The organism is Streptomyces sp. A0642, assembly GCF_004795105.1.
Lineage (GTDB): Bacteria > Actinomycetota > Actinomycetes > Streptomycetales > Streptomycetaceae > Streptomyces.
The window spans coordinates 50,086-73,896 of record NZ_SSBL01000002.1; the positions used below are offsets into that span (position 1 = coordinate 50,086).

Annotated in this window: 21 protein-coding genes and 1 other RNA gene; 7 read left to right on the forward strand and 15 right to left on the reverse strand. The window is 72.3% G+C overall.

The window, feature by feature from the left end; all coding sequences use genetic code 11:
- Positions 1-21: 21 nt before the first annotated feature.
- The 4 genes from E6R60_RS03765 to E6R60_RS03780 all read right to left on the reverse strand — a co-directional run bounded on the left by E6R60_RS03765 (position 22) and on the right by E6R60_RS03780 (position 4,596).
- On the reverse strand, positions 22-1,371 hold the full coding sequence (locus tag E6R60_RS03765; protein ID WP_136324962.1) for an alpha-L-fucosidase: 1,350 nt from the start codon (positions 1,369-1,371) through the stop codon (positions 22-24).
- 65 nt (positions 1,372-1,436) lie between these two features.
- Positions 1,437-2,303, reverse strand: a complete 867-nt coding sequence (locus E6R60_RS03770) for a carbohydrate ABC transporter permease (protein WP_136324963.1) — start codon at positions 2,301-2,303, stop codon at positions 1,437-1,439.
- Complete coding sequence (locus E6R60_RS03775) at positions 2,300-3,271, reverse strand: sugar ABC transporter permease (protein ID WP_136324964.1); 972 nt, start codon at positions 3,269-3,271, stop codon at positions 2,300-2,302. The genes E6R60_RS03770 and E6R60_RS03775 overlap by 4 nt, the downstream gene beginning before the upstream one ends.
- Positions 3,268-4,596 carry a sugar ABC transporter substrate-binding protein gene (locus tag E6R60_RS03780; protein ID WP_136324965.1) on the reverse strand — a complete coding sequence of 443 codons (1,329 nt, stop codon included), beginning with the start codon at positions 4,594-4,596 and terminating at the stop codon, positions 3,268-3,270. Before E6R60_RS03780 ends, E6R60_RS03775 begins: the two co-directional genes overlap by 4 nt.
- Before the next feature lie 391 nt (positions 4,597-4,987).
- Here E6R60_RS03780 and E6R60_RS03785 point away from each other — a divergent pair, with 391 nt between their 5' ends.
- Positions 4,988-5,998, forward strand: coding sequence for a hydroxyacid dehydrogenase (locus E6R60_RS03785; protein WP_136324966.1), 1,011 nt, complete (start codon positions 4,988-4,990; stop codon positions 5,996-5,998).
- 340 nt (positions 5,999-6,338) lie between these two features.
- On the opposite strand, the gene rnpB is transcribed toward E6R60_RS03785, so the two are convergent.
- The 4 genes from rnpB to E6R60_RS03805 all read right to left on the reverse strand — a co-directional run bounded on the left by rnpB (position 6,339) and on the right by E6R60_RS03805 (position 9,604).
- Positions 6,339-6,740, reverse strand: an RNA gene (gene rnpB, locus E6R60_RS03790) — RNase P RNA component class A.
- Positions 6,741-6,802: 62 nt separating this feature from the next.
- The gene (locus E6R60_RS03795; RefSeq protein WP_136325530.1) at positions 6,803-7,372 is read right to left on the reverse strand and encodes a Uma2 family endonuclease; all 570 of its coding nucleotides are present in this window, start codon (positions 7,370-7,372) and stop codon (positions 6,803-6,805) included.
- A 115-nt stretch (positions 7,373-7,487) separates the two neighbouring features.
- Positions 7,488-8,015 carry a TetR/AcrR family transcriptional regulator gene (locus E6R60_RS03800; RefSeq protein ID WP_136324967.1) on the reverse strand — a complete coding sequence of 176 codons (528 nt, stop codon included), beginning with the start codon at positions 8,013-8,015 and terminating at the stop codon, positions 7,488-7,490.
- Between the two features lie 167 nt (positions 8,016-8,182).
- Positions 8,183-9,604: an RNB domain-containing ribonuclease gene (locus E6R60_RS03805; RefSeq protein ID WP_136325531.1), complete on the reverse strand. Its 1,422-nt coding sequence runs from the start codon at positions 9,602-9,604 to the stop codon at positions 8,183-8,185.
- Between the two features lie 224 nt (positions 9,605-9,828).
- On the opposite strand from E6R60_RS03805, the gene yaaA reads away from it, so the two are divergent.
- Both yaaA and eda read left to right on the forward strand, forming a co-directional pair.
- Positions 9,829-10,629, forward strand: coding sequence for a peroxide stress protein YaaA (yaaA, locus tag E6R60_RS03810; protein ID WP_136324968.1), 801 nt, complete (start codon positions 9,829-9,831; stop codon positions 10,627-10,629).
- A 71-nt stretch (positions 10,630-10,700) separates the two neighbouring features.
- Complete coding sequence (gene eda, locus E6R60_RS03815; protein ID WP_136324969.1) at positions 10,701-11,324, forward strand: bifunctional 4-hydroxy-2-oxoglutarate aldolase/2-dehydro-3-deoxy-phosphogluconate aldolase; 624 nt, start codon at positions 10,701-10,703, stop codon at positions 11,322-11,324.
- Between the two features lie 192 nt (positions 11,325-11,516).
- Here eda and E6R60_RS03820 read toward each other — a convergent pair whose 3' ends face one another.
- The 4 genes from E6R60_RS03820 to E6R60_RS03835 form a co-directional block, all read right to left on the reverse strand.
- Positions 11,517-12,791 (reverse strand): bifunctional RNase H/acid phosphatase, encoded by a 1,275-nt coding sequence (locus E6R60_RS03820; protein WP_136324970.1) that lies wholly within the window; start codon positions 12,789-12,791, stop codon positions 11,517-11,519.
- Entirely contained in the window at positions 12,791-13,534 is a 744-nt protein-coding gene (locus tag E6R60_RS03825) for a C4-type zinc ribbon domain-containing protein (RefSeq protein WP_206309328.1), read from the reverse strand. Before E6R60_RS03825 ends, E6R60_RS03820 begins: the two co-directional genes overlap by 1 nt.
- Complete coding sequence (locus E6R60_RS03830) at positions 13,531-14,367, reverse strand: Nif3-like dinuclear metal center hexameric protein (protein WP_136324972.1); 837 nt, start codon at positions 14,365-14,367, stop codon at positions 13,531-13,533. The genes E6R60_RS03825 and E6R60_RS03830 overlap by 4 nt, the downstream gene beginning before the upstream one ends.
- A gap of 172 nt (positions 14,368-14,539) precedes the next feature.
- Positions 14,540-15,577, reverse strand: a complete 1,038-nt coding sequence (locus E6R60_RS03835) for an iron-siderophore ABC transporter substrate-binding protein (RefSeq protein WP_136324973.1) — start codon at positions 15,575-15,577, stop codon at positions 14,540-14,542.
- A 197-nt stretch (positions 15,578-15,774) separates the two neighbouring features.
- Between E6R60_RS03835 and E6R60_RS03840 the strand changes: the two genes are divergently transcribed.
- Positions 15,775-17,109, forward strand: a complete 1,335-nt coding sequence (locus E6R60_RS03840; protein WP_136324974.1) for a hypothetical protein — start codon at positions 15,775-15,777, stop codon at positions 17,107-17,109.
- 403 nt (positions 17,110-17,512) lie between these two features.
- Here the strand turns inward: E6R60_RS03840 and E6R60_RS03845 are convergent, their stop codons facing one another.
- Genes E6R60_RS03845 through E6R60_RS03855 form a run of 3 tightly spaced genes read right to left on the reverse strand, consistent with a single transcriptional unit; the run spans position 17,513 to position 20,505 of the window.
- Positions 17,513-18,454: a 3-oxoacyl-ACP reductase gene (locus E6R60_RS03845; RefSeq protein WP_136324975.1), complete on the reverse strand. Its 942-nt coding sequence runs from the start codon at positions 18,452-18,454 to the stop codon at positions 17,513-17,515.
- Between the two features lie 46 nt (positions 18,455-18,500).
- Complete coding sequence (locus tag E6R60_RS03850) at positions 18,501-19,577, reverse strand: Zn-dependent alcohol dehydrogenase (protein WP_136324976.1); 1,077 nt, start codon at positions 19,575-19,577, stop codon at positions 18,501-18,503.
- 55 nt (positions 19,578-19,632) lie between these two features.
- A complete protein-coding gene (locus tag E6R60_RS03855; RefSeq protein ID WP_136324977.1) occupies positions 19,633-20,505 on the reverse strand; it encodes a MaoC/PaaZ C-terminal domain-containing protein in 873 nt (290 codons plus the stop codon).
- 316 nt (positions 20,506-20,821) lie between these two features.
- Between E6R60_RS03855 and E6R60_RS03860 the strand changes: the two genes are divergently transcribed.
- Genes E6R60_RS03860 through E6R60_RS03870 form a run of 3 tightly spaced genes read left to right on the forward strand, consistent with a single transcriptional unit; the run spans position 20,822 to position 23,654 of the window.
- Positions 20,822-21,730: an ABC transporter ATP-binding protein gene (locus E6R60_RS03860; protein WP_136325532.1), complete on the forward strand. Its 909-nt coding sequence runs from the start codon at positions 20,822-20,824 to the stop codon at positions 21,728-21,730.
- Entirely contained in the window at positions 21,730-22,452 is a 723-nt protein-coding gene (locus tag E6R60_RS03865) for an ABC transporter permease (RefSeq protein WP_136324978.1), read from the forward strand. Before E6R60_RS03860 ends, E6R60_RS03865 begins: the two co-directional genes overlap by 1 nt.
- Before the next feature lie 11 nt (positions 22,453-22,463).
- Positions 22,464-23,654, forward strand: coding sequence for a sensor histidine kinase (locus E6R60_RS03870; RefSeq protein WP_136324979.1), 1,191 nt, complete (start codon positions 22,464-22,466; stop codon positions 23,652-23,654).
- Positions 23,655-23,811 lie beyond the last annotated feature (157 nt).

A 23,811-nucleotide genomic window follows, 5' to 3' on the forward strand; every position in this document is an offset into this window, starting at 1 on the left:
CGGGCCCTGCGCGGCCGCGGCTCAGCCGTCGGCCGGGCCGGCCGCGCTCTCCAGGAACAGTTCGATGACGGGGACGGGGGTGTCGGGACGCCGGACCGGGATCTGGAGCGTGAGCGTGCCGGCGGGCTGCCCGCCCATCTCGGTGTTGACCGCGGGCCTGCCCGGTTCGATGTGGACCGGGATGATCTCGGAGGCGTCGTTGAGCAGCTGGGCGTACCGCACCCGCCCGGCGAGGCCCGGCAGGTGCAGGTGACGCAGCGGCCAGGCGAACAGGTGGACGTAGAGCCGGTCGCCGCGCTGGGTGTAGCGGCATTCGGCGGGTGCGGTGTACGGGGACGGGCCGCAGCCGCGGATCGACCGCTCGTGCAGCTCCGTCCACCGGCCGATCTCGCCCAGGACCTCGGTGTCGCGCGGGTCGAGATCGCCCCGGCCGGTGGGGCCCACGTTGAGCAGCAGGTTGCCGCCCTTGGACACCCCGTCGACGAGCATCCGGATCAGCAGGTCGGCGCTCTTGCGGTCGAGGTTGTCGCGGTCGTAGCCCCAGCTCCCGTTGAGCGTCTGGCAGGCCTCCCACACCACGGGGCGCCCGTGCTCGGTCATGGGGCCGGAGGGCTGGTACTGCTCGGGCGTGACGAAGTCCCCGGGGAGCCCGGTCCGGTCGTTGACGAGGACGTGCGGCTGGAGCGCGCGGATCATCTCCAGGAGTTTCGGGGAGTCCCAGTCGTCGGGTCCCTTGCCGCCCCACCAGGTGCGCCCGGCGTACGAGAAGTCGAAGAACAGGTAGTCGACGCGTCCGAACGACGTCAGCAGTTCCCGGACCTGGCCGTGCAGATAGCGCTGGTAGTCGTGGATGTCCCGGCCGGCGTGGGCGGCCTTGAACTCCTCGTCGTCGCGCTGCGGATGGGTGCCGTCGACGGGGAAGGAAGGGTGGTGCCAGTCGATCAGCGAGTAGTAGAGGCCGACCTTGAGCCCTTCGGCCCGGCACGCCTCGACGAACGGGCCGACGAGGTCCCGGCCGTACGGGGTGTTGGTGACCTTGTACGAGGTGAGGGCGCTGTCCCACAGGCAGAAGCCGTCGTGGTGCTTGGCGGTGAGGACGACATAGCGCATGCCGGCCGCTTTGGCCGCCCTGGCCCACTGGACGGGGTCGTACCGGTCGGGGTCGAAGTGGTCGAAGTAGACCTGGTACTGCTCGTCGGTCAGCTTCTCCCGGTTCTTGACCCACTCGTGCCGTGCGGCGAGGGAGTACAGGCCCCAGTGGACGAACATGCCGAACCGGGCCGCGGTGAACCAGGCCGTGTCCGGGGCCCCTTCGGGAACCGGGGTCACGGGCGGGTGCGCGTGAGGAGTGGCGCCGGCGCTCGGAGTCATGGGGCATCGCTCTTTCTCGTACGGGGGTTGTCGCACTCGGGTCTCGTACACGGGGCCGGAAGGGCTCAGCCCTTCAGCGCGCCGGAGGACAGGCCGCTCACGAAGGAGCGCTGGAAGAACAGGAAGACGATCACGGAGGGCAGCAGGGCCAGCAGGGAGGCGGCCATCACCACGCCGGGGGTGACGGCGGGGTCGATCCGCAGGGTCCGCAGCGCCAGCGGGAGCGTGTACGAGGAGGAGTCGGTGGACACGAGGAGGGGCAGCAGGTACTGGTCCCAGATCATGGTGAAGCCGAACACCCCGATGACGCCGAGGGCGGGCTTGCACATCGGCAGGATGATCTGGGCGAAGATCCGCAGGTCACCGGCGCCGTCGATGCGGGCGGCCTCTTCGAGTTCGCGGGGGACGTCCTTCATGAACTCGGTCATCACCAGGATGGAGAACCCCCAGGCGCCCAGCGGGACGATCATTCCGGCCAGGGTGCCGATGAGGTTGAAGTGGACGACCGGGAGGTCGGCGAGGATCAGGGACAGCGGCAGGGCCAGGATCTCCTCGGGCAGCATCAGCGTCGCCAGGATGGCGACGAGCACCAGCGCCATCCCGGGGAAGACCTTCCGGGCCAGCGCGTAGCCGGCCAGGACGGAGACGGCCACCTGGAGCAGCAGCCCGAAGCCGACGACGAAGAACGAGTTCAGCAGGTACGTGAGCACCCCCTGGTCGAAGGCGATCCTGAAGTTGTCCAGCGTGACGCCCGACGGGATGACGCTCAGCTGGGTCGGGTCCTTGACGTGGCCGAAGGCGCTGACGAGCAGGGCCAGCAGGGGCCCCGCGAAGACGATCAGGACCAGCAGGTAGATGACGGCCTTCAGGATCCGTCCGCCAGCGCTCCGGCTCTCGGTCAGGCCGAGCGCGGTCTCGGTCCGGGTACTCATTTGCTCTCCCTCCGCCTCAGCAGCTGGACGACGACGGTCAGGATCAGCGTCGCGACGAACAGCAGGACCGCTCCCGCCGCTCCGACGCCGAGCCGGTTCTGCTCGAGCCCGAGCTTGTAGATGAGGGTCATGACGACCTCGGTGGACCCGTCGGGCCCGCCGTTGGTGAGGAGGAACACCTCGGTGAACACCCGCAGTCCGCGGATCGCGGCGAGGATGAAGAGGATCGAGAAGACGGACCGCAGCCCGGGCACGGTCACGTGCCACACCCGCTGCCGCCTGGACGCGCCGTCGACCTTGGCGGCCTCGTACAGGCCGCGGTCCACGCTCGTCAGACCGGCGAGGATGATCATCATGTCGTAGGGGGCGCCCCGCCAGATGCCGGTGAGCATGATCGAGGCCATCGAGGTGTCGGGGTCGTTGATGAACCCCGACGGACCCAGCCCCACCAGCCCGAGGAAAGAGTTGAGCATGCCGTCCCCGGTCGGGTGGTACATGATCCGCCACAGTTCGGCGACGACCGCGATGGGCACCACGACCGGGAGGAACGCCGCCGAACGCACGAATCCCAGGCGGCGGCTCTGTCCCTCCATCAGCAGGGCGAGGGCGAGGCCCAGCGCCATCGAGCCGGCCGTCTGACCGGCGGCGAGGACGACGGTGTGCCACGCGGCTTCGCGGAACCCGTGGGACTGGAGCACCGTGGCGTAGTTCTCGGTGCCGACCCACTTGTTCCCCAGGTAGGGCTGAACCTCCTGGAAGGACATGGTCAGTGCGCTGGCCATGGGGATGAACTTGAAGTACAGGAAGAGGAGCAGAGCGGGGGCGAGGAAGAGCCAGGGCGTCCACCACCGGCCCGATCTGCGGCTGCGTCCCGGTCGTCCGGTGAGCCCGCCGCCCTGGCGGCCCGGTTTCCGGGGGGCGGAACCGGCCGTCGGCAGGGCAGCCGGCTCCGCCTGGTCGAGGCTCATGACGCGGCGATCCCCTGCTCCTCGAGGATGTCGGCGAGCTGCTTGTCGAGCTCGCCCAGCTTCGCCTCGGTGTTCAGGCCGCAGTCGGCCATGAGCGCGTTCACGGTGTCCGCCGTCGCCTGCCGCACCGGGGTCCAGTTCGGGATGGACGGCGCGTAGCGTCCGGAGTCCTCGTACGCCTGGGCGTAGGTCTTCCAGCGGGGGTCGGAGCGCACCTGGGAGACGTCGACCGTCTTGTTGACGGGGAGCTGCACGGTGTAGCCGGTGGCGCCCGCCATACCCGTCTTCTGACCCTCGGCGGAGACCGCGAAGCCGGCGAAGGCGTCCTGGCCCGCCTGGTTGTCGGAGCCGGCCATCAGGTAGACCGAGCCGCCCTCGGCGAGGACGGTGGCGTCCTTGGGTCCCTTGGGCATCGGCACGACTTCGTACGTGTCCTTGCCGAGGGTCTCGTCGAAGCGGGGCAGCAGGTAGGGGCCGACGACGAACATGCCGGTCTTCCCCGCTTCGAACGTCTCGTTCGTCGGCGGGGTGTCCATGGTCACGGCACCGGGCTGGATGGCCTTGTCCTTGCAGCCCAGATCGCGGAACCACTGCATGGCCTTGACCGACGCCTCGCTGGTCATCGCCGGCTTGTACGTGCCCTTGCCGGCCTCGGTGATGAAGTCGCCGCCCGCGGCCCAGAGAAAGTTGGAGAAGTACCAGGAGGCGTACCCGCGCTTGGTGGACAGCGGGGCGGCGAGGCCGGCGGTGTTCTTCCTGCCGTCGCCGTCGGGGTCCCGGGTGGTGAAGGCCTTGGCCATCGCGGCGAAGTCGTCCCAGTTCTCGGGCACGTCGAGCTTCAGCTTCTGCCGCCAGTCCTTGCGGATGAGCAGCGCGGACGCCTGCGCCGAGTACGGCAGTCCGTACTGCTTGCCGTCGACGCTCTTCCCGGAGTCCAGCCCTTGGCCGATGATCTGCCCGCTGTCCTTGATCTTGTCCAGGTCGATCTCCCGGAGCAGACCCTGGCTGTGCATGGCTCCGAGCTGCGTCACGTCGTTCATGACGATGTCGGGGAGCTTCTTCTGGGCCGCGCGCTGCTGCAGCTTGGTCTCGAAGTCGTCGAAGATGGCGGTGACCTCGACCTTGTAGCCCGTGGCCTTCTCGAAGGCGGCGGCGAGTTTGAGCGCGCCCTGCTCCCCCGGCCCGCCCGGTGTCGTCCTGGTCCACAGCTCCAGCGGCGCCTTGGAGTTCTGCTTGGCGTCCACTCCCGCGGGCCCGGAGGAACAGCTGGTGAGAACCAGTGCCGAGGCGAGAACACCGGCACCGACCCATCGTGATCTCTTCATGACAACTCCTGTTTCGCCGCATCACAGTTGGCCGGGAAAGCGCTTGCTGGGACCGTAACGGGGCCTGAATCGGCGGTCAATAGTCCGATGAATACAAAACGCTTCGGGCTTTCATCGAGCCCGCTGCCCCGGAGTGCGCGCCCACCGCCCCCTCAACACCCTTCACATGAGGGATGAACTACCCGGAATCGCCAGTAACGGACATCCGAGCTTTACGCAGACTCCCTTCAGTGATCCGATGTATGGTCCGGGCGGGCCTTCGATCCGAGGAGCGAACAGGCCACACCAATCCCCACCATCCAGTCCGACATTCGTCCCCACGTCCGAGCAGGTACCGCGGCCGCCCGGCCGCCGGTCCGACTCCGGACGGGCCCGAGGAGACCGCCCCGACATGAACGAACCGGCCCCCGCCCCGGCAGCCCTGCTGGTCATGGAGGAAGAACGCCGGGCGGACGTCTATCCGCCCGAGGTGCTGACCGGGATCGACCGGCTCGTGCGCCTGCAGGGACCGCCCCTCACCCGGCAGGAACTCGCCGAGCGCCCCGAGGTGCTCGGCGGGGTCGACATCCTGCTCACCGGCTGGGGTGCGCCCGTCCTCGACACCGCCCTCCTGTCGCACGCCCCCCGGCTCCGGGCCGTCTTCGTCGCGGCGGGATCCGTCCGGCACCTGACCACTCCCGCCTTCTGGGCGCGCGGCATCCCGATCGTCTCGGCCGCCGCGGCCAATGCCGTCCCGGTGGCGGAGTTCACCCTCGCCCACGTCCTCCTCGGGCTGAAGCAGACCCACCGCATCGCGCGGGAGGTGGCGAGCAGCCACCGCTTCCCCCGCGATCCCGACGTCCCGGGCGCCTACCGGTCACGGGTGGGCCTGCTGGGGCTCGGCCACATCGGCCGGCTGGTCGCCGCCCACCTCGCCCGCTTCGACGTCGAGGTCCTCGCCACCGACCCCGTCGCGTCCCCGGACACCGCCCGGCAGGCGGGCGTCCGGCTGGTCCCCGTCGAGGAGCTCTTCGCCACCTGCCACGTCGTCAGCCTCCACGCCCCGCTCCTGCCCGAGACCCGCGGCACGATCGGGGCACGGCTGCTGAACGCGATGGCGCCGGGCGCGACTCTGATCAACACGGCGCGGGGCGCGCTGATCGACGAGCCGGCCGCCGCGCGGGTCCTGCACGCCAGGCCGGACCTCACGGCCGTACTCGACGTAACGCATCCCGAGCCCCCGGCCCACGATTCGCCACTCTTCACCCTTCCCAACGTCATCCTGACCCCGCACCTCGGCGGCGCACTGGGCGCCGAACGCCACCGCCTCGGACAGCTCGTGCTCGACGAACTCGCCCGTTTCACCCGGGCCGAGCCACTCCGGCACGCCATCGACCCCGCACACGCCGCATCACTGGCCTGACCCCACCCGACACTGCACGCGGCTCCCTTCGGCCGGGGACTTCCGGTGTGCGGACGTCCCGCGAGGCGGCCATGCTGTACCGAATCCGAGGCCCGGGCAAGGCCCGCCCGGGAGCCTTTTCGCAGGCACGCAGTCCAGGGGCGCCACGTAAGCGAAACGTCAGCGAAACGTGAGCGGGACGTCAGCCGGACGTAAGCGGAGAGAGGGAAGGTTCACCGCAGACGACACCCTCGACGTCCCGTTCGCCCGGTGCGTTGCCATGGTCCGGCGGCCGTCGCGCGGACGAAGAGGAGACCGGCCGTGGGCCGGAAGGACACCGGGGCAAAGCCGCAGGTGGCGGCAGACGAGTCGGGCTGTACGCCGGGTTCTGTCGCCCGGTCGCCTCGCGGCGGCCGGGGAGACGGCCATCCATCTAGGACCGGCATTGCTGCCGGTCTCGTGCGGTCTACCCGCGAACTCGGGCGGGCCGCCCTCGAACGTTCGCGCAGAGCCGTCTTGCGACGGCTCCTCTTGACCTTGCTCCGGGTGGGGTTTACCTAGCCGCCTGAGTCGCCTCATGCGCTGGTGGTCTCTTACACCACCGTTTCACCCTTACCGGGGACCGAAGTCCCAGGCGGTCTGTTTTCTGTGGCACTGTCCCGCGGGTCACCCCGGGTGGCCGTTAGCCATCACCCTGCCCTGTGGAGCCCGGACGTTCCTCGGGAGGGTCCGAAGATCCTCACGCGGCCGTCCGCCCGGCTCGTCTGCCGTGGGGCCCATGCTACCCGGCCGGGCGGGGCGGGCCCCACAGGGCGGGTGGACGGCTCAGATGAACGCCAGGGTCTCCAGGTCGAGCGCGAAGGGTGCCGGCAGGCGGATCGACTTGCCGAACGGGATCGTGCAGTGCTGGCGGTAGTCGTCCCCCTGCGGATCGCTGAACAAGGTCACCGAGGACTGCTCGCGGTCCACCAGGAGGTACAGGGGAACGGGTCCCCGGGCGTAGCAGTGCCGCTTGCCCGTGCGGTCGGCGGTGGGCTTGGACGAGGTGACCTCGACGACCAGGGCCACTCCCTCGCACGGCATCCAGGGATCCGCTCCGCGGTACAGGCGCAGTTCGGTGGGGGCGAAGGTGCCGTCGGGGATGACGTGGTTCTTGGGGCACCCCCCGCCACTGCGCAGTTTCAGCCCCTTGTTCCCGGAAAACTGCATCCTGGTACGGGAACGGGTGATCACCTGCTCAAGAATCAGGCCGATGCAGTCCTCATGATCCCCGTCCGGCGGCGGCGTCACGACAATCTCCCCCTCGATCAGCTCGGCCCGGAAGCCCTCCGGCGTGTCCAGCGCCAGGAAGCCCTCAAGCAGGACCTCCGCCTGCGAGAGCGGTTCGTGCGGCATGGCAGACATGTCACGCCCCTTCCTCGGTCGCTCGCCGGAGTGGGACATCGGGGGATCCGCCGTCCGTGAGATGGGAGTTGTACCCCCGATCGTGGCACAGGACCGCACGCGGTTGTCAGAGGCGGACCGAGGCGAAGGCCGCGATGCCCGCCGTCCAGGCCGCCGCGATATCGGAGTCCGTGGGGAAGCGGCCGTTGAGCTCCATCACGACCATGCCGTGGGCGAAGGCCCAGGCCGCCCTGGCGCGTGACTCGTCGCCGGCCAGGGCGCGGAGGAGCGGGGCCGCGGCATCCTCCTCCAGGTCCTGCGGGAGGGGCCGGCCGGTGGTGAGGCGGTAGAGGTGGGGGTGGGCCAGGGCGTGGGCGCGGTAGGCGGCGGCCAGGGCGGGGAAGGAGCCGGGCGCCGCGGACTCGGCCGCCTCGAGGACTCCGGCGGTCTCCCTGAGCATCGCGTCGGCCAGGGCGTCGACCACGGACGACTTGTCCGGGAAGTGCTTGTAGAGCGAGGGAGCCGTGATGCCCACGCACCCGGCGAGGCGGCGCATGGTGAGGGCGTCCGGGCCCTCGTGCTCCAGCAGGGCGCGCGCGGCGGCGAGGATCTGGCGGGCGCGGTCGGTGGCAGGCAGGGCCGGGGGATCAGTCATGACGGTCCTCCTCTTCCCGCAGTCTCGGGGTGCGGGCTCGAAGGCGCGATCGTACGAGATGGGGCGGGTGGCGGCGGGGGCCAGGGTTGCCGGGCCCTCGCCCCGGCCCCTGCCGCGGCGTCGGTGCGTCCTTCAGGCCGAGGGTCCGCGCACCGTCGTGGCCGCGCTCACGCCGGGGCGAACAGCACCTTCGAGGATCCCGGGTCCGCCTGGGTGAGCCGGACCCGTAGCCGTCGGCCCAACGGGAGCGCGGCGGTGCCGCCCTCGACGCGGGCGACGATGGCCGGGTCGTCGATGTGGACGGTGCCGGTGGTCGGGTCCTGTTCCTTCACGTCCACCACGTACGCCTCGAAGACCGCGCCGACCCGGTCCTTGAGCAGTGCGGCCTCGACGAGGTCGACGCACTCGCGCTCCACCGTGTTGGCGCGCCGGGTCCCCTCCGCCATCTCCTTGGGCAGGGCGGGGAGCGCGGTCAGGGCCCACTCGGGCGGCTCGCGGTCCGCCGCGGCCGCGAGGCAGAGTTCGCAGGCGTAGCGGTCGACGAGGCGGCGCAGCGGTGCGGTGCAGTGCGTGTAGAGGTCGGCGACCGCGGCGTGGACGGCCGGGGTGGGCAGCTCGCCGTTCTCGAAGACCGTGTAGCCGGCGCCGCGCAGCAGCGTCGTGCACTCCTGGAGGAACGCCGCGTGGCTGGTCCGCCTCGGATCGAGGGAGCGGACGACCTGCGCGTACGGGACGTGGTGCGGCCAGTCGATGTGCAGGGCCTCCGCCGAGCGGCGCAGGCGGGCCACCGCGCCGTCGGGGGCGACCGGGAGCGTACGCAGGATGCCGGTGCCGGACTCCTTCATCAGCCGGGCCGCGGCCATGCCGGTGAGGAGCGAGATCTGGGCGTTCCAGCCGTCGGCGGGGAGCGGAGCGCGGTAGGCGAGTCCGTATGTCCCGGCGCGCTCGATGATCTCCTGCTCGGGCACGTCGAGGGAGATGCCGCCTCGGACGGTCTCCTGCTTCTCGCGCAGGGTGCCGATGTCCTTGAGCAGGGCGAGGGACGTCTCGGCGGTGCCGTTGTCGATCTGCCGTTGCACGCCCGCGTAGTCGAGTCTGGCGCGGCTGCGTACCAGGGCCCGGCGCACCCGGGTGGAGACGGTGCGGCCTTCGGCGTCGAGGTCGATCTCCCAGAGCACGGCGGGGCGGGTCTCGCCCGGCAGGAGACTGGCGGCGCCCTCGGAGAGGGACGCGGGGTGGAGCGGCACCCTGCCGTCGGGGAAGTAGAGCGTGTTCACCCGGCGGTGGGCCTCGGCGTCGAGCGCGCCGCCGGGGCGGACGAAGGCGGCGACGTCGGCGATCGCGTAGTGGACGCGGTAGCCCTGGGGCCGGCGTTCCAGGTGCATCGCCTGGTCGAGGTCGGTGGAGGCGGGCGGGTCGATGGTGAGGAACGGCAGGTCCGTGGCGTCCTCGTGCCCCGAGAGGGCCGGCTTCCGCGCCGCGTCGGCCGCCTCGGCGAGCACGCCGGCGGGGAAGTCGGCGGGGATCCCCAGTTCCGTGCGCAGCGCGCTCAGGGCCGCCCGCAGCGGGGTGTCGGCCGGACCGGTCATGCGGAGGTGGCGGCGGGGCATGGACCGAGCGTAGGGCGGGGCGGTGCGGGTGGCATCCCGGGTGAGGGGAGAGGGCGTCACGGGGCGCCGGCCCGAGTACGGGGAGGGCGTCACGGGTGGTGGGAAGGGGCGTTGGCGGTGACCCGTACGCTGGCGAGAGGGTGGTGAGCCGCTGCCGTGCCGAGCGCGCCCCCCCTTTTCCGTACGTACGAAGGAGAACCGCCGTGCTCGTCCTGTTGCCGCCCTCCGAAGGAAAGGCCGCCTCGGGGCGCGGAGCACCCCTGAAGCCCGAGTCGCTCTCGCTGCCCGGCCTGGCCGAGGCGCGGGCCGCCGTGCTGGACGGGCTGGTGGAGCTGTGCGTGGCGGACGAGGAGAAGGCCCGCGTGGTGCTGGGGCTCAGCGAGGGGCTGCGCGGCGAGATCGCGAAGAACGCCGAGCTGCGGACGGCGGGTGCGCGTCCGGCCGGCGAGCTCTACACCGGGGTGCTCTACGACGCACTGGACCTGACGTCCCTGGACCCGGCGGCCCGTCGCCGGGCCGCGAAGTCGCTGCTCGTCTTCTCCGGGCTGTGGGGCGCGGTGCGGGTGGGCGACCGCATTCCGCCGTACCGCTGCTCGATGGGGGTGAAGCTGCCCGGGCTCGGAGCCCTGGGTGCGTTCTGGCGCGCGCCGATGGCGGAGGTGATGCCGGAGGCGGCGGGCGACGGGCTGGTGCTGGACCTGCGGTCGTCCGCGTACGCCGCCGCGTGGAAGCCGAAGGGTGAGGTGGCGGAGCGCACGGCAAGCGTGCGGGTGCTGCACTCCCAGCTGGTGGACGGGGTGGAGAAGCGGTCGGTGGTCAGTCACTTCAACAAGGCGACGAAGGGGCGGATGGTGCGTGACCTGCTGCGGGCGGGGGCCCGGCCGAAGCGGCCGGCGGAGCTGGTGACGGCTCTGCGGGATCTGGGGTACGTGGTCGAGGCCGAGGCGCCCGCGCGGTCCGGGCGGACCTGGGAACTCGACGTGGTGGTGACCGAGATCCACTGAACGGCCGCCAAGCGTTGCACCCTGCGCAACGCTCGTTGCGCGTGGTGCGGCCTGCGGGGCAGGATGAGGGCATGACCTCCTCGTCCGTGCTGGACCTTGCCCCCGTCGTGCCCGTCGTCGTCCTGGAGGACGCCGACGACGCGGTGCCCCTCGCCCGGGCCCTGGTGGCGGGAGGACTCCGGGCGATCGAGGTGACGCTGCGGACGGCCGCCGCCCTGGACGCGATCGAGGCGATCGCCGCGGAGGTCCCGGACGCGGTGGTCGGCGCCGGCACGGTGATCTCGGCGCGGAACGTCTCCGACACGGTGGCCGCCGGCGCCCGGTTCCTGGTGAGCCCCGGCTGGACGGACACCCTGCTGGACGCGATGAGGGCGTCGGGGCTGCCCTTCCTGCCGGGGGTCTCGACGACGTCCGAGGTGGTCGCGCTGCTGGAGCGCGGGGTCACCGAGATGAAGTTCTTCCCGGCGGAGGCGGCGGGCGGCACGGCGTATCTGAAGGCCCTCTCCGCCCCCCTCCCCCGGGCCAGGTTCTGCCCGACCGGCGGCATCTCGCTCGCCTCGGCGCCCTCCTACCTGTCCCTGCCGAACGTCGGCTGCGTGGGCGGCAGTTGGATGCTCCCCGGCGACGCGGTGGCGGCCCGGGACTGGTCCCGGGTGGAGCGGCTCGCCGCCGGGGCCGCGGCCCTGCGCGGCTGAGGGGGCACCGCGGCGAACCGTCGCGCTCCGCGATGCATACTCCCCGGCGGCCGGGGCACGAGACCTGTAGGCACGTGACCCGGACTCCGGGATCCCGGGTTCCGGCGGGCGATCCCCCGGTCTGCCGGAACCGCCTCGGCCCCATCGGCCTCCCCCCGCCGATGGGGCCGAGCGCTGTTCGGGTGGACGGCCCTACCGCAGGTGGGACGTGTCGTTGAGCAGCCGTACGGAGGCGTTGCCGTCCGCGTAGTAGGCGACGGCCGACACGGATGCCGCCGAGAGCTCCATGCGGAACAAGGACTCCGGCGGTGCGCCCAGGGCCAGCCTGACCAGTGTCTTGATGGGCGTGACGTGGGTGACCACGAGGACCGTTCGGCCGGCGTAGCGGGTGACGAGGCGGTCGCGGGTGGCGGCGACGCGGCGGGCGACCTCGGCGAAGCTCTCGCCGCCTCCGGTGGGGGCCGCCTTCGCGGAGGCGAGCCAGGCATCCAGATCGGCGCCGTACCGCTCCCTGACCTCGCCGAACGTCAGCCCCTCCCAGGCGCCGAAGTCCGTCTCGCGCAGCCCTTCCTCGATCCGGACCTCCAGGCTCAGCCGGGCCGCGACCGCGGCAGCCGTCTCGCGGCAGCGGCGCAGCGGCGAGCTGACGATCTCCTGCACCGTCCCCCGGGCGGCGAAGGCGTCGGCGGCGTGCTGGGCCTGCCCGCGGCCGACGGCCGAGAGCTCGGGGTCGGTGCCGCCGCTGCCGGAGAACCGCTTCTCCGGGGTGAGGGCCGTCTCCCCGTGGCGGAGCAGCAGGAGCGTGGCGGGCGCCCCGAGGTCCGGGGCCGCGCCCCAGCCGACCTGCGGGGTGGCCGTGGTGGACGGTGAGGCCGGGGCTGCCGCGGCGGGGCGGTTCAGCGCGGCTCTGGCCCTCGCCGCCCCGGCCGCCGCGTCGCCGGGCGGCCCGGAGACGGGAGGCAGGGCGGCGGCCACGGAGGATCGCGAAGTGTCGAGGTCCGCCGTCGAGGACGACGGCTCCCACTGCCTGCCGCGCCTGCCCGCGTCCATCGCCTCGTTGGCGAGCCGGTCCGCGTGCTTGTTCTGCGCGCGCGGGATCCACTCGTAGGTGACGGCGGACGCCGGCAGGATGCCTGCCGCCTCGGCCGCGAGGGGCTTCATGCCGGGGTGCTTGATCTTCCAGCGGCCCGACATCTGTTCCACGACCAGCTTGGAGTCCATCCGGACGCGGACCTGGGGGCCGTCGTCCGCCGGACCGTCCGGCATCAGTGCGCGCACGGCGCGCAGCCCGGCGATGAGGCCCTTGTACTCCGCGACGTTGTTCGTCGCGACGCCGATGTACTCGGCGGCCTCGGCCAGGGTCTCCCCCGTCGCCGGGTCGATGACGACCGCGCCGTATCCGGCGGGCCCCGGGTTGCCCCGGGAGCCGCCGTCGGCCTCGACGACGAACCGGCGCGGCCGCGTCATTACAGACCCGAGTCCGCGGTGCGGACCAGGATGCGGTGGCAGTTCTCGCAGCGCAGCACCGTGTCGGGGGACGCGGCCTTCACGTCGTTGACCTCGGTGATGTTGAGCTCGAGACGGCAGCCCTCGCAGCGGCGCTGGTAGAGGCGGGCGGCGCCCACCCCGCCCTGCTGGACGCGGAGCTTCTCGTACAGCTTGAGCAGGTCCGCGGGGACGGAACCGGCGACGACCTCGCGCTCCTTGGTGACCGTCGCGGTCTCCGAGTCGAGCTCCTCGGTCGCCGTGTCCCGGCGGGCGGTGGCGTCGTCGACCTTGGCCTGCACGGCGGAGACCCGGTCGGTCAGCTCGGCGACCCGCTCCTGGGCGGACTCGCGGCGCTCCATGACCTCGAGAACGACGTCCTCCAGGTCGCCCTGACGCTTGGCGAGGGAGACGATCTCGCGCTGGAGGCTCTCCAGGTCCTTGGGCGAGGTGACCGCGCCGGAGTCCAGGCGCTGCTGGTCCCGGGCGGCGCGCTGGCGCACCTGGTCGACGTCGTGCTCCGCCTTGGTCTGCTCGCGGGCGGTGTCGCTCTCCTCGGTCGTCGAGGCGACGAGGAGGTCGCGGAGCTGGGCGAGGTCGGCCGTGAGCGACTCGATCTCGGCGTGCTCGGGCAGGGACTTGCGCCGGTGCGCAAGCTGCGAGAGGCGCTGGTCGAGGGCCTGGACGTCGAGGAGTCGGATCTGGTCGGCGGGCGCGGCGTTCAGTTGGGGGCTCCAGAAGAGTGGTGGGTGGTCCAGGGGTCGGTGACCTGCTTCGAGACGTGGACCCGCAGGTCCCATCCGTGGCGGTCGGAAATCGCGTCGAGCTGTGCCGCGGCCTGCTCGCACCACGGCCACTCGGTGGCCCAGTGTGCGGCATCGACCAGGCCGAGGGACGAGTGCTGGACGGCCTCGGAGGCCGGGTGGTGGCGCAGGTCCGCGGTGAGGAAGGCGTCCACTCCCGCGGCGCGTACGGCGTCGAAGAGGCTGTCGCCCGATCCGCCGCTCACCGCGACGGTCCGCACGAGGGACTCCGGGTCGCCGGCGAGGCGGATGCCCTGCGCGGTGGCGGGCAGCCGGGCGGCGGCGCGGGCGGCGAACGCGCCGAGGGTCTCGGGGTGGTCGAGTGCGCAGATCCTGCCGAGGCCGCGGCGGCCGGCGGGGTCCGTGGGGTCCGGGACGAGGGGCCGCTCGACGCGCAGGTCGAGGGCGCCGGCCAGGGCGTCGGAGACGCCCGGGTCCGCGGAGTCCGCGTTGGTGTGGGCGACGTGCAGCGCGATGTCGTGCTTGATGAGGGTGTGCACGACCCGGCCCTTGAAGGTGCCGGCCGCCACCGTCGTCGTGCCGCGCAGATAGAGCGGGTGGTGGGTGACGATCAGCTGGGCGCCGAGTCCGACCGCCTCGTCGGCGATCTCCTGTACGGGGTCGACGGCGAAGAGCACCCGGCCGACCTCGGCGTCCGGATCACCGCAGACGGTGCCGACCGCGTCCCATCCCTCGGCTCGCGCGGGCGGCCACAGGGCGTCGAGCTCGGCGATGACTTCAGACAGACGGGGCACGGAGGAAAGGCTACCTGGCCTCCGTGCCCCGCATCCCATGGCCGGCCGACCCGTGACCTCGGGCCGCCGGCCGGTCATGAATCGTTACGCCCGGACGCGCCCCCGTCCGCGCGCCGGGTCGCCGGCGCCGCGCCGGACGGCCGGCGCGGCCCGCCGGCCCTCGTGGCCGGGGTCACTGCTTGACGAGGTCCGCCCGCAGGTCGTCGAGGACCAGGTTCGCGGCCGTGACGCCGAGACCGAGGTACCAGGTCTCGTCGGAGACGTTCTTGGCCCGGCCCTCCTTGACGGCCTCGAGGTTCTTCCACAGCGGGTTGGCCTGGGTGGTGTCGCGCTTGGTGGCCTTCACATCGCCGTACACGCCGGTGAAGATCCAGTCGGCGTCCGCCTCGTCGATCTTCTCCGGGCTGATCTCCGCGGCGAGATCGTTGATCTGCTGGTTCTCGGGCCGCGGCAGGCCGGCGTCGTCGAGGATCGTGCCGATGAACGAGGCCTTGGCGTAGAGGCGGATCTTGTCCGGCAGGTAGCGGACCATGGAGATGGTCGGCTTCTTCGGGCCGATGTCCTCGCCGAGCTTCTTCGCGTTCGCCTCGTAGGCGCCCAGCGCCGACTTCGCCTTGGCGGTCCTGTCGAGGGCGGCGGCGTTGAGGAGGTAGTTCTCCTTCCAGGTGAAGCCCGGGCGGATGGAGAACACCGTCGGCGCGATCCTGGACAGCTCGTCGTACTTGTCCGCGGCGCGCAGCTGGCTGCCGAGGATCAGGTCGGGCTTGAGCGCGGCGATCGCCTCGAGGTTGAGGTTGTTGATCGTGCCGACGCTCTTGGGCTCGCCCGCCTCCTTCTTCAGGTACGAGGGAATCGCCGCGTCGCCCTCCGAGGGGGCGTATCCCACCGGCTTCACGCCCAGGGAGACGACGTTGTCGAACTCGCCGACGTCGAGCACGACGACCCGCTTCGGGGCGGCCTTGAGCTCGGTCTTGCCCATGGCGTGCGTGAGGGTACGGGGGTACGTGCCGGCCGGGGCGTCGGTCCCGTACGCCGCCGTCTTCTTCGCCGCGTCGCCGAAGTCCTTGCCGCCCGTGGCGACCGCGGCCTTCTTGTCGCCGCCGGCCTCGGGCTTGCCGGACGCCCCTTCGTCGCTCCCGCAGGCGGAAAGGGACAGGGCGGCCACTACGGCCAGGCCGACTGCGGCGGTGCCGCGGCGACGAAGGGACATCACTTGCTCCAGTCGAGGGTCACACAGGTAACACTTAGGAATGCCTTACCTTAGCCACCCTCACTCAGCAGAGCACAACCACCCCCACGCCCTCAGGCGAATCCGGGCATCGCCACCCTTATGTGTGAAGTGGTGAGGCTCGTGGTGTTCGGCAGCCCGTACGAAAACTAGCTTCGGTGGCCGGAGGTGACGAGTCGATGACTGCCTGTGCGATCGAGGACGGGACCGCTGAGGCGGCGCCCGGGACCGGCGGGACGGTGGAGCCGGAGTCCGACGAGCCGGAGGGGGCCGAGGAGGCCGCGGGACCACAGTCCGGCGAGCCGGGCGGGGCCGCCGAGGCGCCGGACCCGGCCGGAAGCGCCGCCGGCCCGCCCGGGCCGGCGGCCCCGGCCCCCGGCGAAACGGTCCTGCCCCCCTTCATCCTCACCGCCGACGGGGCCTACGCGGCCCGGCTCACCGCCCCCCGTGACCACACCGGCGGGACGGAGGCGGGCGCCTGGTACCCGGAGCGCTGGACGCTGGACGGCCCCGAGCCGTACGCCGTACCGCTCCCGCTGGACCAGCCCGAGGAGGCCGACGCGCAGGTGCTGCCGCTCGCCGACGGCCGGGTGCTGATCGGGCGACGGGTCGCCGGCCGGTACGCCTTCTCGCTGCTCTACCCGACCGGCCCCGGAACCGGCGAACTCCCGCTGGGCGCCGTCGAATGCGCCGGCATGACGCTGCTTCCCCCCTCCCCGGACGGCGTCAGCGCGTACGCCCTGTCGGTGGGCGCGTACTCCACCGGGCTGTGGCTGGTGGCGGGGGGCGCGTACGGTCCGGAGCACCTCGCGGACCTGCCGGGGCGCTGTTCCGGCGGGGTCTGGCTGGACCGGGCGGGCCGGCTGCTGGCCCTGGACCGGGAGCCCGCGGGCGGCGGCCCGGTGAAGGCGGTCGTGGTGGACCTCGGGCGCGGGGCGGAGATGACCCCCCTCCTCCAGATCGTGCCGGAGAGCGACGACCGGCTGCTGCTCGCCGATCCGGACAGCGGTCTGCTGCTCATCCGTTCCGACGCGCCGGGGCACGACCGGCTCGGCTGGGGGGTGCTGGGCAGCTGTCTTCCGGTGCGCTTCCCGGAGTGTCTGCGCCTGCCGGACGCGGCGGTGACGCCCTTCGCCGTGCAGCCGGGTCAGATGCTGATGCCGGAGAGCTGCGCGGTGGCCCTGCGGATCGACGGGGCGGCGGGCAGCTGGGCCGGGATCTGGCGCCCGTCGGGGCGCCGGCTGCACCAGCTCCCCGTGCCCGAGGGCTGGCTGGCGGGCAGCGGGGTCTGGTCGCGCGACGGCGTGCTCAAGCTGCCGTACGCGAACGGGGACACGGCCTGCGCGGTGGCGTACCTGACGGCCCCCGCCGACGCGGAACCGGCCGTGGCCGGGGCCCCGTCGGGCTGCCCGGTAAGCGGTACGCAACCCTCCGCCGCCGTGGCGCCTCCTTCTGTGTGTAGACCCGTTCCGCTGGGGCAGGCGCCCTTCGTGGGACGTACGGCACCTGACTAGAGTGATCCGGGGCCTCACGCAATCGCGCATCACGGTCGCCGACGGTGACCGTTTCCGAGCGGTGGTGCGGGGATCTCGGAGACCACACACAAACGATCACAACGGGGTGAATTCCCAGATGTCTGAGGCGCGATCCGACACGACCCAGATGCGTCCGCCGGGGGCGGACGCGCGACGGGGCGGAGCCGGCGGCTCCGGAAAACACCGAGGGGGCGTGGCAGCGGACGACTCGGCGGCACAGCCGCAGGGCCGCCACCGCCGCCCCCTGGAAGGTGGCAGCAGGGCGGCCTGACCGCCGGGAGATGTGAAAAGGGCGAGTGGTGAGGGAGGAGGGCCCTCGCGGCCGGGCGGCCGCGGGGGCCCTCCTCCGTGCACCGGGACTCCGTGTGCGCCGGGGCGGTGGTCAGCCGCGCTTGAGGCCGAGCACCTCCGCCGCCGCGAACGTCTCGTTCGGCGGGCGGTCCTCGTAGTACGGAGTGATCAGCCCGTCCAGTTCGTCGAAGGTGAACGTCTCCTTCGACGAGTCGAACTTCGCCGCCACTCTGGGGCGTTCGACGATCGCGACCATGCCGCCGTGCACCACGAGCAGCTGTCCGTTGACCTTGGCGGCCGCCGGCGAGGCCAGATAGCCGACGAGTGGTGAGACGTGCTCGGGTGCGAGCGCGTCGAGCCGCCCGTCCTGCGGTTCCTGGAAGCCCGCGAAGACGTCCTCGGTCATCCGGGTCCGGGCGCGCGGGCAGATGGCGTTGGCGGTGACGCCGTACTTGGCCAGCGCCAGCGCGGTGGACGTGGTCAGACCGACGATGCCGCCCTTGGCCGCCGCGTAGTTGGGCTGGCCCGCCGAGCCGGCCAGGAACGCCTCCGAGGAGGTGTTGACGATCCGGCCGTACACCGGGCCGCCGGACTCCTTGGACCTCGACCGCCAGTGCGCGGCGGCGAAGTGCGTGGTGTTGAAGTGACCCTTGAGGTGGACCCGTATGACCGAGTCCCACTCGTCCTCGGTCATCGAGAAGACCATCCGGTCGCGCAGGATGCCCGCGTTGTTGACCAGGACGTCGAGCCGGCCGTACGTCTCGACGGCCAGCGCCACCAGGGCGCGGGCCTGCTCGTGGTCGGCGACGTCGCCGAGGTGGGCGACCGCCCGGCCGCCGGCGGCGCGGATCTCCTCGGCGACCTCCTCGGCGGGAGCGGCGGACGCCTCGCCCGAACCGTCGCGGCCGGGCTGCCCGTAGTCGTTGACGACGACGGCCGCGCCGAGCCGCGCCAGCTCCAGCGCTTCGGCCCGGCCCAGGCCGCGGCCCGCGCCGGTGACGATCGCGGACCGTCCGTCCAGGGGAAGTGACATCGGTTCTCGGGGTCCTCTCGGGAGGGGCGGGCTGTGCCGCGGGCGGTCAGAGTTCGATGCAGGTGCGCAGCGACTCGCCGGTCCGCATCTGGTCCAGGGCGTCGTTGACGCCGTCGAGCCGCACCCGGTGGGTGATCATCGACTCCAGGTCGATGCGGCCGGCCCGCCAGAGGGCGATGGCCCGCTCGTACGACCGGAGGACGTCCCCGCCTCCGTACATGGAGGGCAGGATCCGCTTCTCGTCGAAGAACAGCTCGAACATGTTGACCTGGAAGTCGTCGTCCATGGCGCCCGCGCCGACGATGCAGAGGGTGCCGCCGCGCCGGGTCTGTTCGTACGCGGTGCGGGCCGTGGCGGACTTGCCGACGACCTCGAAGACGTAGTCGAAGCCCTCGCCGGCGGTGATCCGCTGCTTGGCGTCGGCGAACCCGTCGGGCGGGACCGCCTCGGTCGCGCCGAACCGCAGCGCGGCCTCGCGCCGGGAGGCCACCGGGTCGACGGCGACGATCTGGGCGGCGCCCTGTACCCGGGCGCCCTGGATGGTGGAGATTCCCACGCCGCCGCAGCCGATCACGGCGACCGACGAACCGGCTCGCACCTGCGCGGTGTTGATGGCGGCACCGAGGCCGGTGGTGACCCCGCAGCCGATCAGCGCGGCGATCTCGAACGGCACGTCGTCGGGGATCGGTACCGCGCAGCCCGCGCCGACGACGACCTCCTCGGTGAAGGTGCCGGTTCCCGCGAAGCCGAAGACGTCGGCGCCGGGGCGCTTGAAGTTGGGGGTGCCCGCGTTCATGAAACCGGCGAGGCACAGGTGGGTCTGGCCGCGTTTGCAGGCCGGACAGGTGCCGCAGGCGGGCAGCCAGCAGACCAGCACCCGGTCACCCGCGCTCAGCCCGGTCACCCCGTCGCCGACGTCGAGGACCTCGCCGGCGCCCTCGTGGCCGGGGATGAAGGGGGCGGGCTGCGGCAGGACCCCGCTCATCGCGGAGACGTCCGAGTGGCACAGCCCGGTGGCCCGGATGCGGAGCCTGACCTTCCCGGGGCCGAAGCCCACCGCCTCGACGTCGTCGAGGACCTCGAGTTTGTCCTGGCCTATCTCGTGCAGTACGGCTGCGCGCATGGTGCGGCTCCCCTCACGGGCCTGCGGTGTCTGTCGGGTGGGTTCGGATGCGGGTTCAGGAGTGCTCGACGAAGGTGTCGTCGAGGACCGGGGCGTTGTCCCGCTCCACGGCTCGCACCTCGACGCGCACCTGGTCCGGGGAGGTCCACATCTCGATGCGGAGGGTCTCGCCGGGGAAGACGACCCCGGTGAACCGGGTGCGGTAGGAGCGGATACGGGTCACATCGCCACCGAGCACGGTGTCGGTGACGGCCTTGAGCGTCATGCCGTAGGTGCACAGGCCGTGCAGGATCGGCCGGCCGAAGCCGGCCTTCGCCGCGAAGTCAGGGTCGGCGTGGAGCGGATTCCAGTCCCCGGAGAGGCGGTACAGCAGTGCCTGATCGGGGCGGACCGGCCGTTCGACCACGTGGTCGCCCGTGACGGCGGGGTAGGCCGTGCGCGCGGACGGGCCGCGCTCGCCGCCGAATCCGCCCTCCCCGCGGACGAAGATCTGGGAGTCGCTGGTCCACAGCGGCCCGTCGTCGTCGGCCGCCTCCGTACGCAGCACCAGCACGGCCGCCTTCACCTTGTCGTAGACCGCGGCGACCTTCGAGGTGGTCACGGCACTGCCCCTCACCGGGACCGGCCGGTGCACCCGCACGCTCTGCCCGCCGTGCAGGACGGCCGCGAGGTCGACGTCGACGCCGGGTACCGAGAGGCCGCCGGCCAGGGCCGCGCCCGCCCCCGCGACCGTGGCGAAGGACGGCAGCACCTGGAGGCGGGACTCCAGGGTGTAGCGCAGCTCGCCGGGGTCGACGGCGGGGTCGGCCAGTCCCGGGCGCGCGCCTGCTCCGATCCCGAGGTGGTAGAGCTGAACGTCCTTGTGGTCCCAGCTGATCCGGCTGGTCCGGGGTTCGGCGGCGAGAGCTTTTTCGGCATCAATGGGCATGGGGAAGCTGCTCCTCGACGGTGAGAGACCTCGGTGCGGCCGTCCGCACCGTCGGCCGCACCGAGGTCGTGCGGGGACCGGAGCCCACGTCCGTTCTAGAACGCGTTCTAGCCGGTTGGCCTATGTATAACGCAGCGCCCAGGAGTTGGGAAGACTGCTGACGTATCGTCAGTTCGACTGTGCGACAGGCTCTCTGCCGCCCCTCGCGGGCCGATGACATTTGTCATCGCCGACTGCGTACATGCGCCTCTGCCCCGGCGTATCCGGGCTCCGTAGCGTCGTACGCATGACGCAGACAACGGGGAACGGGGCCGCGGTGGTCTTCACCGGGGCGGTGAAGACCTTCGGCGGACCCGGACAGCGGGTACGGGCCGTGGACGGGATCGGGCTGACCGTCGGACGGGGCGAGACCGTCGCCCTGCTCGGGCGGAACGGGGCGGGCAAGTCCACCGCGATCAGCCTCCTGCTCGGGCTGAACGAGCCGGACGCGGGCAGCGTGCGGGTGCTCGGCCTCGCCCCGGCGCAGGCCGTGCGGGCGGGCCTGGTCGGGGCCATGCTCCAGGACGGGCGGCCCATCCCGCGGGTCAGCGTCCGGGAGCTGGTCGCCTTCGTCGCCTCCACCTACCCGCGGCCGCTGCCGGTCGCCGAGGCACTGGCCCTGGCCTGCGTGACGGAGTACGCGGACCGGCGGATCGACAAGCTCTCCGGCGGCCAGATCCAGCGGGTCCGGTTCGCCGTGGCGCTGGCCGGGAATCCGGAGCTGATCGTGCTGGACGAGCCGACCGCGGCGCTGGACGTGGAGGGGCGGCACGCGTTCTGGGAGTCCATGCGGGCCTACGCCCGCCGCGGCAACACGGTGCTGTTCTCCACCCACTACCTGGAGGAGGCCGACGAGAACGCCGACCGCATCGTGGTCCTCGACCGCGGCCGGATCGTCGCGGACGGAAGCGGCGATGCCATCAAGTCCGCGGCCGGCCACAGCCAGGTCTCCTTCGACCTGGCGGCCCGGCCCACCGAGGGCCTGGACCTGCTGCCCGGAGTCGTGACGGTCGAGGTGACCGGCGACCGTGCGGTGCTGCACACGGACGACTCGGACGCCACCGTGGTGGAACTCGCCCGGCTCGGCCTCGTCCGCGGCCTCCAGGTGTCCCGGGCATCGCTGGAGGCCGCCTTCCTCTCCCTCACCGCGCCCGCCGCCTCCCGTGCCGAGAAGGAGTCCGTCTGATGTACCGCTACATCGTGCTCGAGATCCGCCGCACCCTGCGCGACGGCCACTTCCTGGTCTTCGGAACCGCCATGCCCGTGATGATGTACCTGATCTTCACGAACATCGGCGGCGGCGACGGGGCCGACGGCTGGAGGACCGCCTCCATGGTCGGCATGGCCGCGTACGGGGCACTGGGCTCCGCCATGTCGATCGGCACGGGCGTCGCCTCCGACAAGTCCCTGGGTTGGCTCCAGCAGCTGCGGATCACCCCGCTGCCACCCACGCACGCGGTCGTGGGCCGGGCCGTCAGCGGCTCGGTGACCGTCCTGCCGGCGATCCTGAGCGTGCTGCTGGCCGGCGGCCTGGTCAACGGGGTGCGGATGGCGGCCTGGCAGTGGGCCGCCCTGCTCCTGCTGCTCTGGATCGGCGCACTGCCCTTCACCCTGCTCGGCCTGGGCAACGGCTACCGGCTCACCCCCCAGGGCACCGGAGTCGTCAACATCGCCTGCCTGATGGGCTTCGGCGTCGTCGGCGGGCTCTGGTTCCCGCTGGAACTGCTTCCCGAGTGGCTGCGCTCGGTCGGCAGGTTCACCCCCGCCCACCGGTTCGCCGACCTGGGCCGGGCGGTCACGGAGGGACACGCGCCGGGAGCCACGACCGTCGCCGTGCTCACCGCGTGGCTTCTGCTGTTCGGTGCGTACGCCGTCATCTCGTACCGTCGGTCCGCGAGGACGGTGTGACGGGAGTGAACATGTTCGGGAGCGGAAGAGCGGCACGGAGGGAGCGGCGCCGGCTGCGCAAGGAGGACCGCCGCCCCGGCCCCCCGGGGCCGTACGCCCTGCTGCCCTGGCTGCTGATGGGCCTGGGCTCCTTCTCCAACCTCTTCCAGGGCGAGACCCCCAACCCCTGGGTCGGCGGCCTCGGGCTGCTGGCCTTCAACTCCCTCTACGTCTCCGTGGTGTTCCGGGGCTTCGCCAAGGAGAAGCGCGAGAGCCCGGTGTCGTACGCCCTGCTGGGCGCGATGGCCGTCATCACCTTCGGCCTGGCGATCGGGTACGGCGGCAGCTGGCTGCTGTTCTTCCCGCTGCTCTCGCTGGCGTGCGGAACCATCCTGCGCCACCGCCTGCTGGGCGCCGGGCTGTTCGGCCTCGCCGTGGCCGCGTGCCTGATCGCCGTGTGGCGCGACGACAGCACGTCGACCCCCTGGACCCTGGGGTACGGAACGTTCATCTCGGGCGCGGTGACGGCGGCGATCCTCACCCTGTCGGAAACGGTGATGGAGCTGCGCTCGACCCGGCAGGAACTGGCCCGCACCGCCGTCGAGAAGGAGCGGCTGCGCTTCTCCCGCGATCTGCACGACCTGCTGGGCCACACGCTCTCGGTGATCGTCGTCAAGTCCGAGGCCGCGCGCAGGCTCGCGCCGCGCGACATCGACGCGGCGCTGTCCCAGGTCGCCGACATCGAGTCCGTCGGCCGGCAGGCGCTCACCGAGATCCGCGAGGCGGTCACCGGCTACCGCGAAGGCAGCCTGGCCACCGAGCTGGACCGCGCGAGGTCCGCGCTGAGCGCCGCCGGGATCGAACCGTCCGTGCGCCGCTCGGGCCCGCCGCTCGCCCCGCAGACCGAGGCGCTGCTGGGCTGGGTGGTGCGGGAGGCCGTCACCAACGTCGTCCGCCACTCCACCGCGACCACCTGCGCGTTCGTCATCGAGGGGACCCCGGGGCGGGTGCGCCTGACCGTCACCGACGACGGCCGCACCCCGGCCGCCCCGCCCGCCCCCGGCATCGGCGGCACCGGGCTGAAGGGCCTCACCGAACGCCTCGCGGTGGCCGGCGGTTCCCTGGAGGCGGGCCCCGGAGCGGCCGGCGGCTTCGTGGTCACGGCCGAACTCCCGGCGGACGCGGCGGGAGCGCCGGAGGGCGGTGCGGCCGTGGACCGCTGAACGGTGGCGGGACTCGCGCCGCAAGAGGGCGAACGCCTCGGCACGAAGGCCCGGCGTGGGGCCGCTCAGCGCTCCGGCCGACCTTGCCCGCGGTTGCGGAGCCCGCCCCGAATGCGACGGTGCGTGCCTGCGTGCGGCTGCCGCGGGTGGTGCGGAC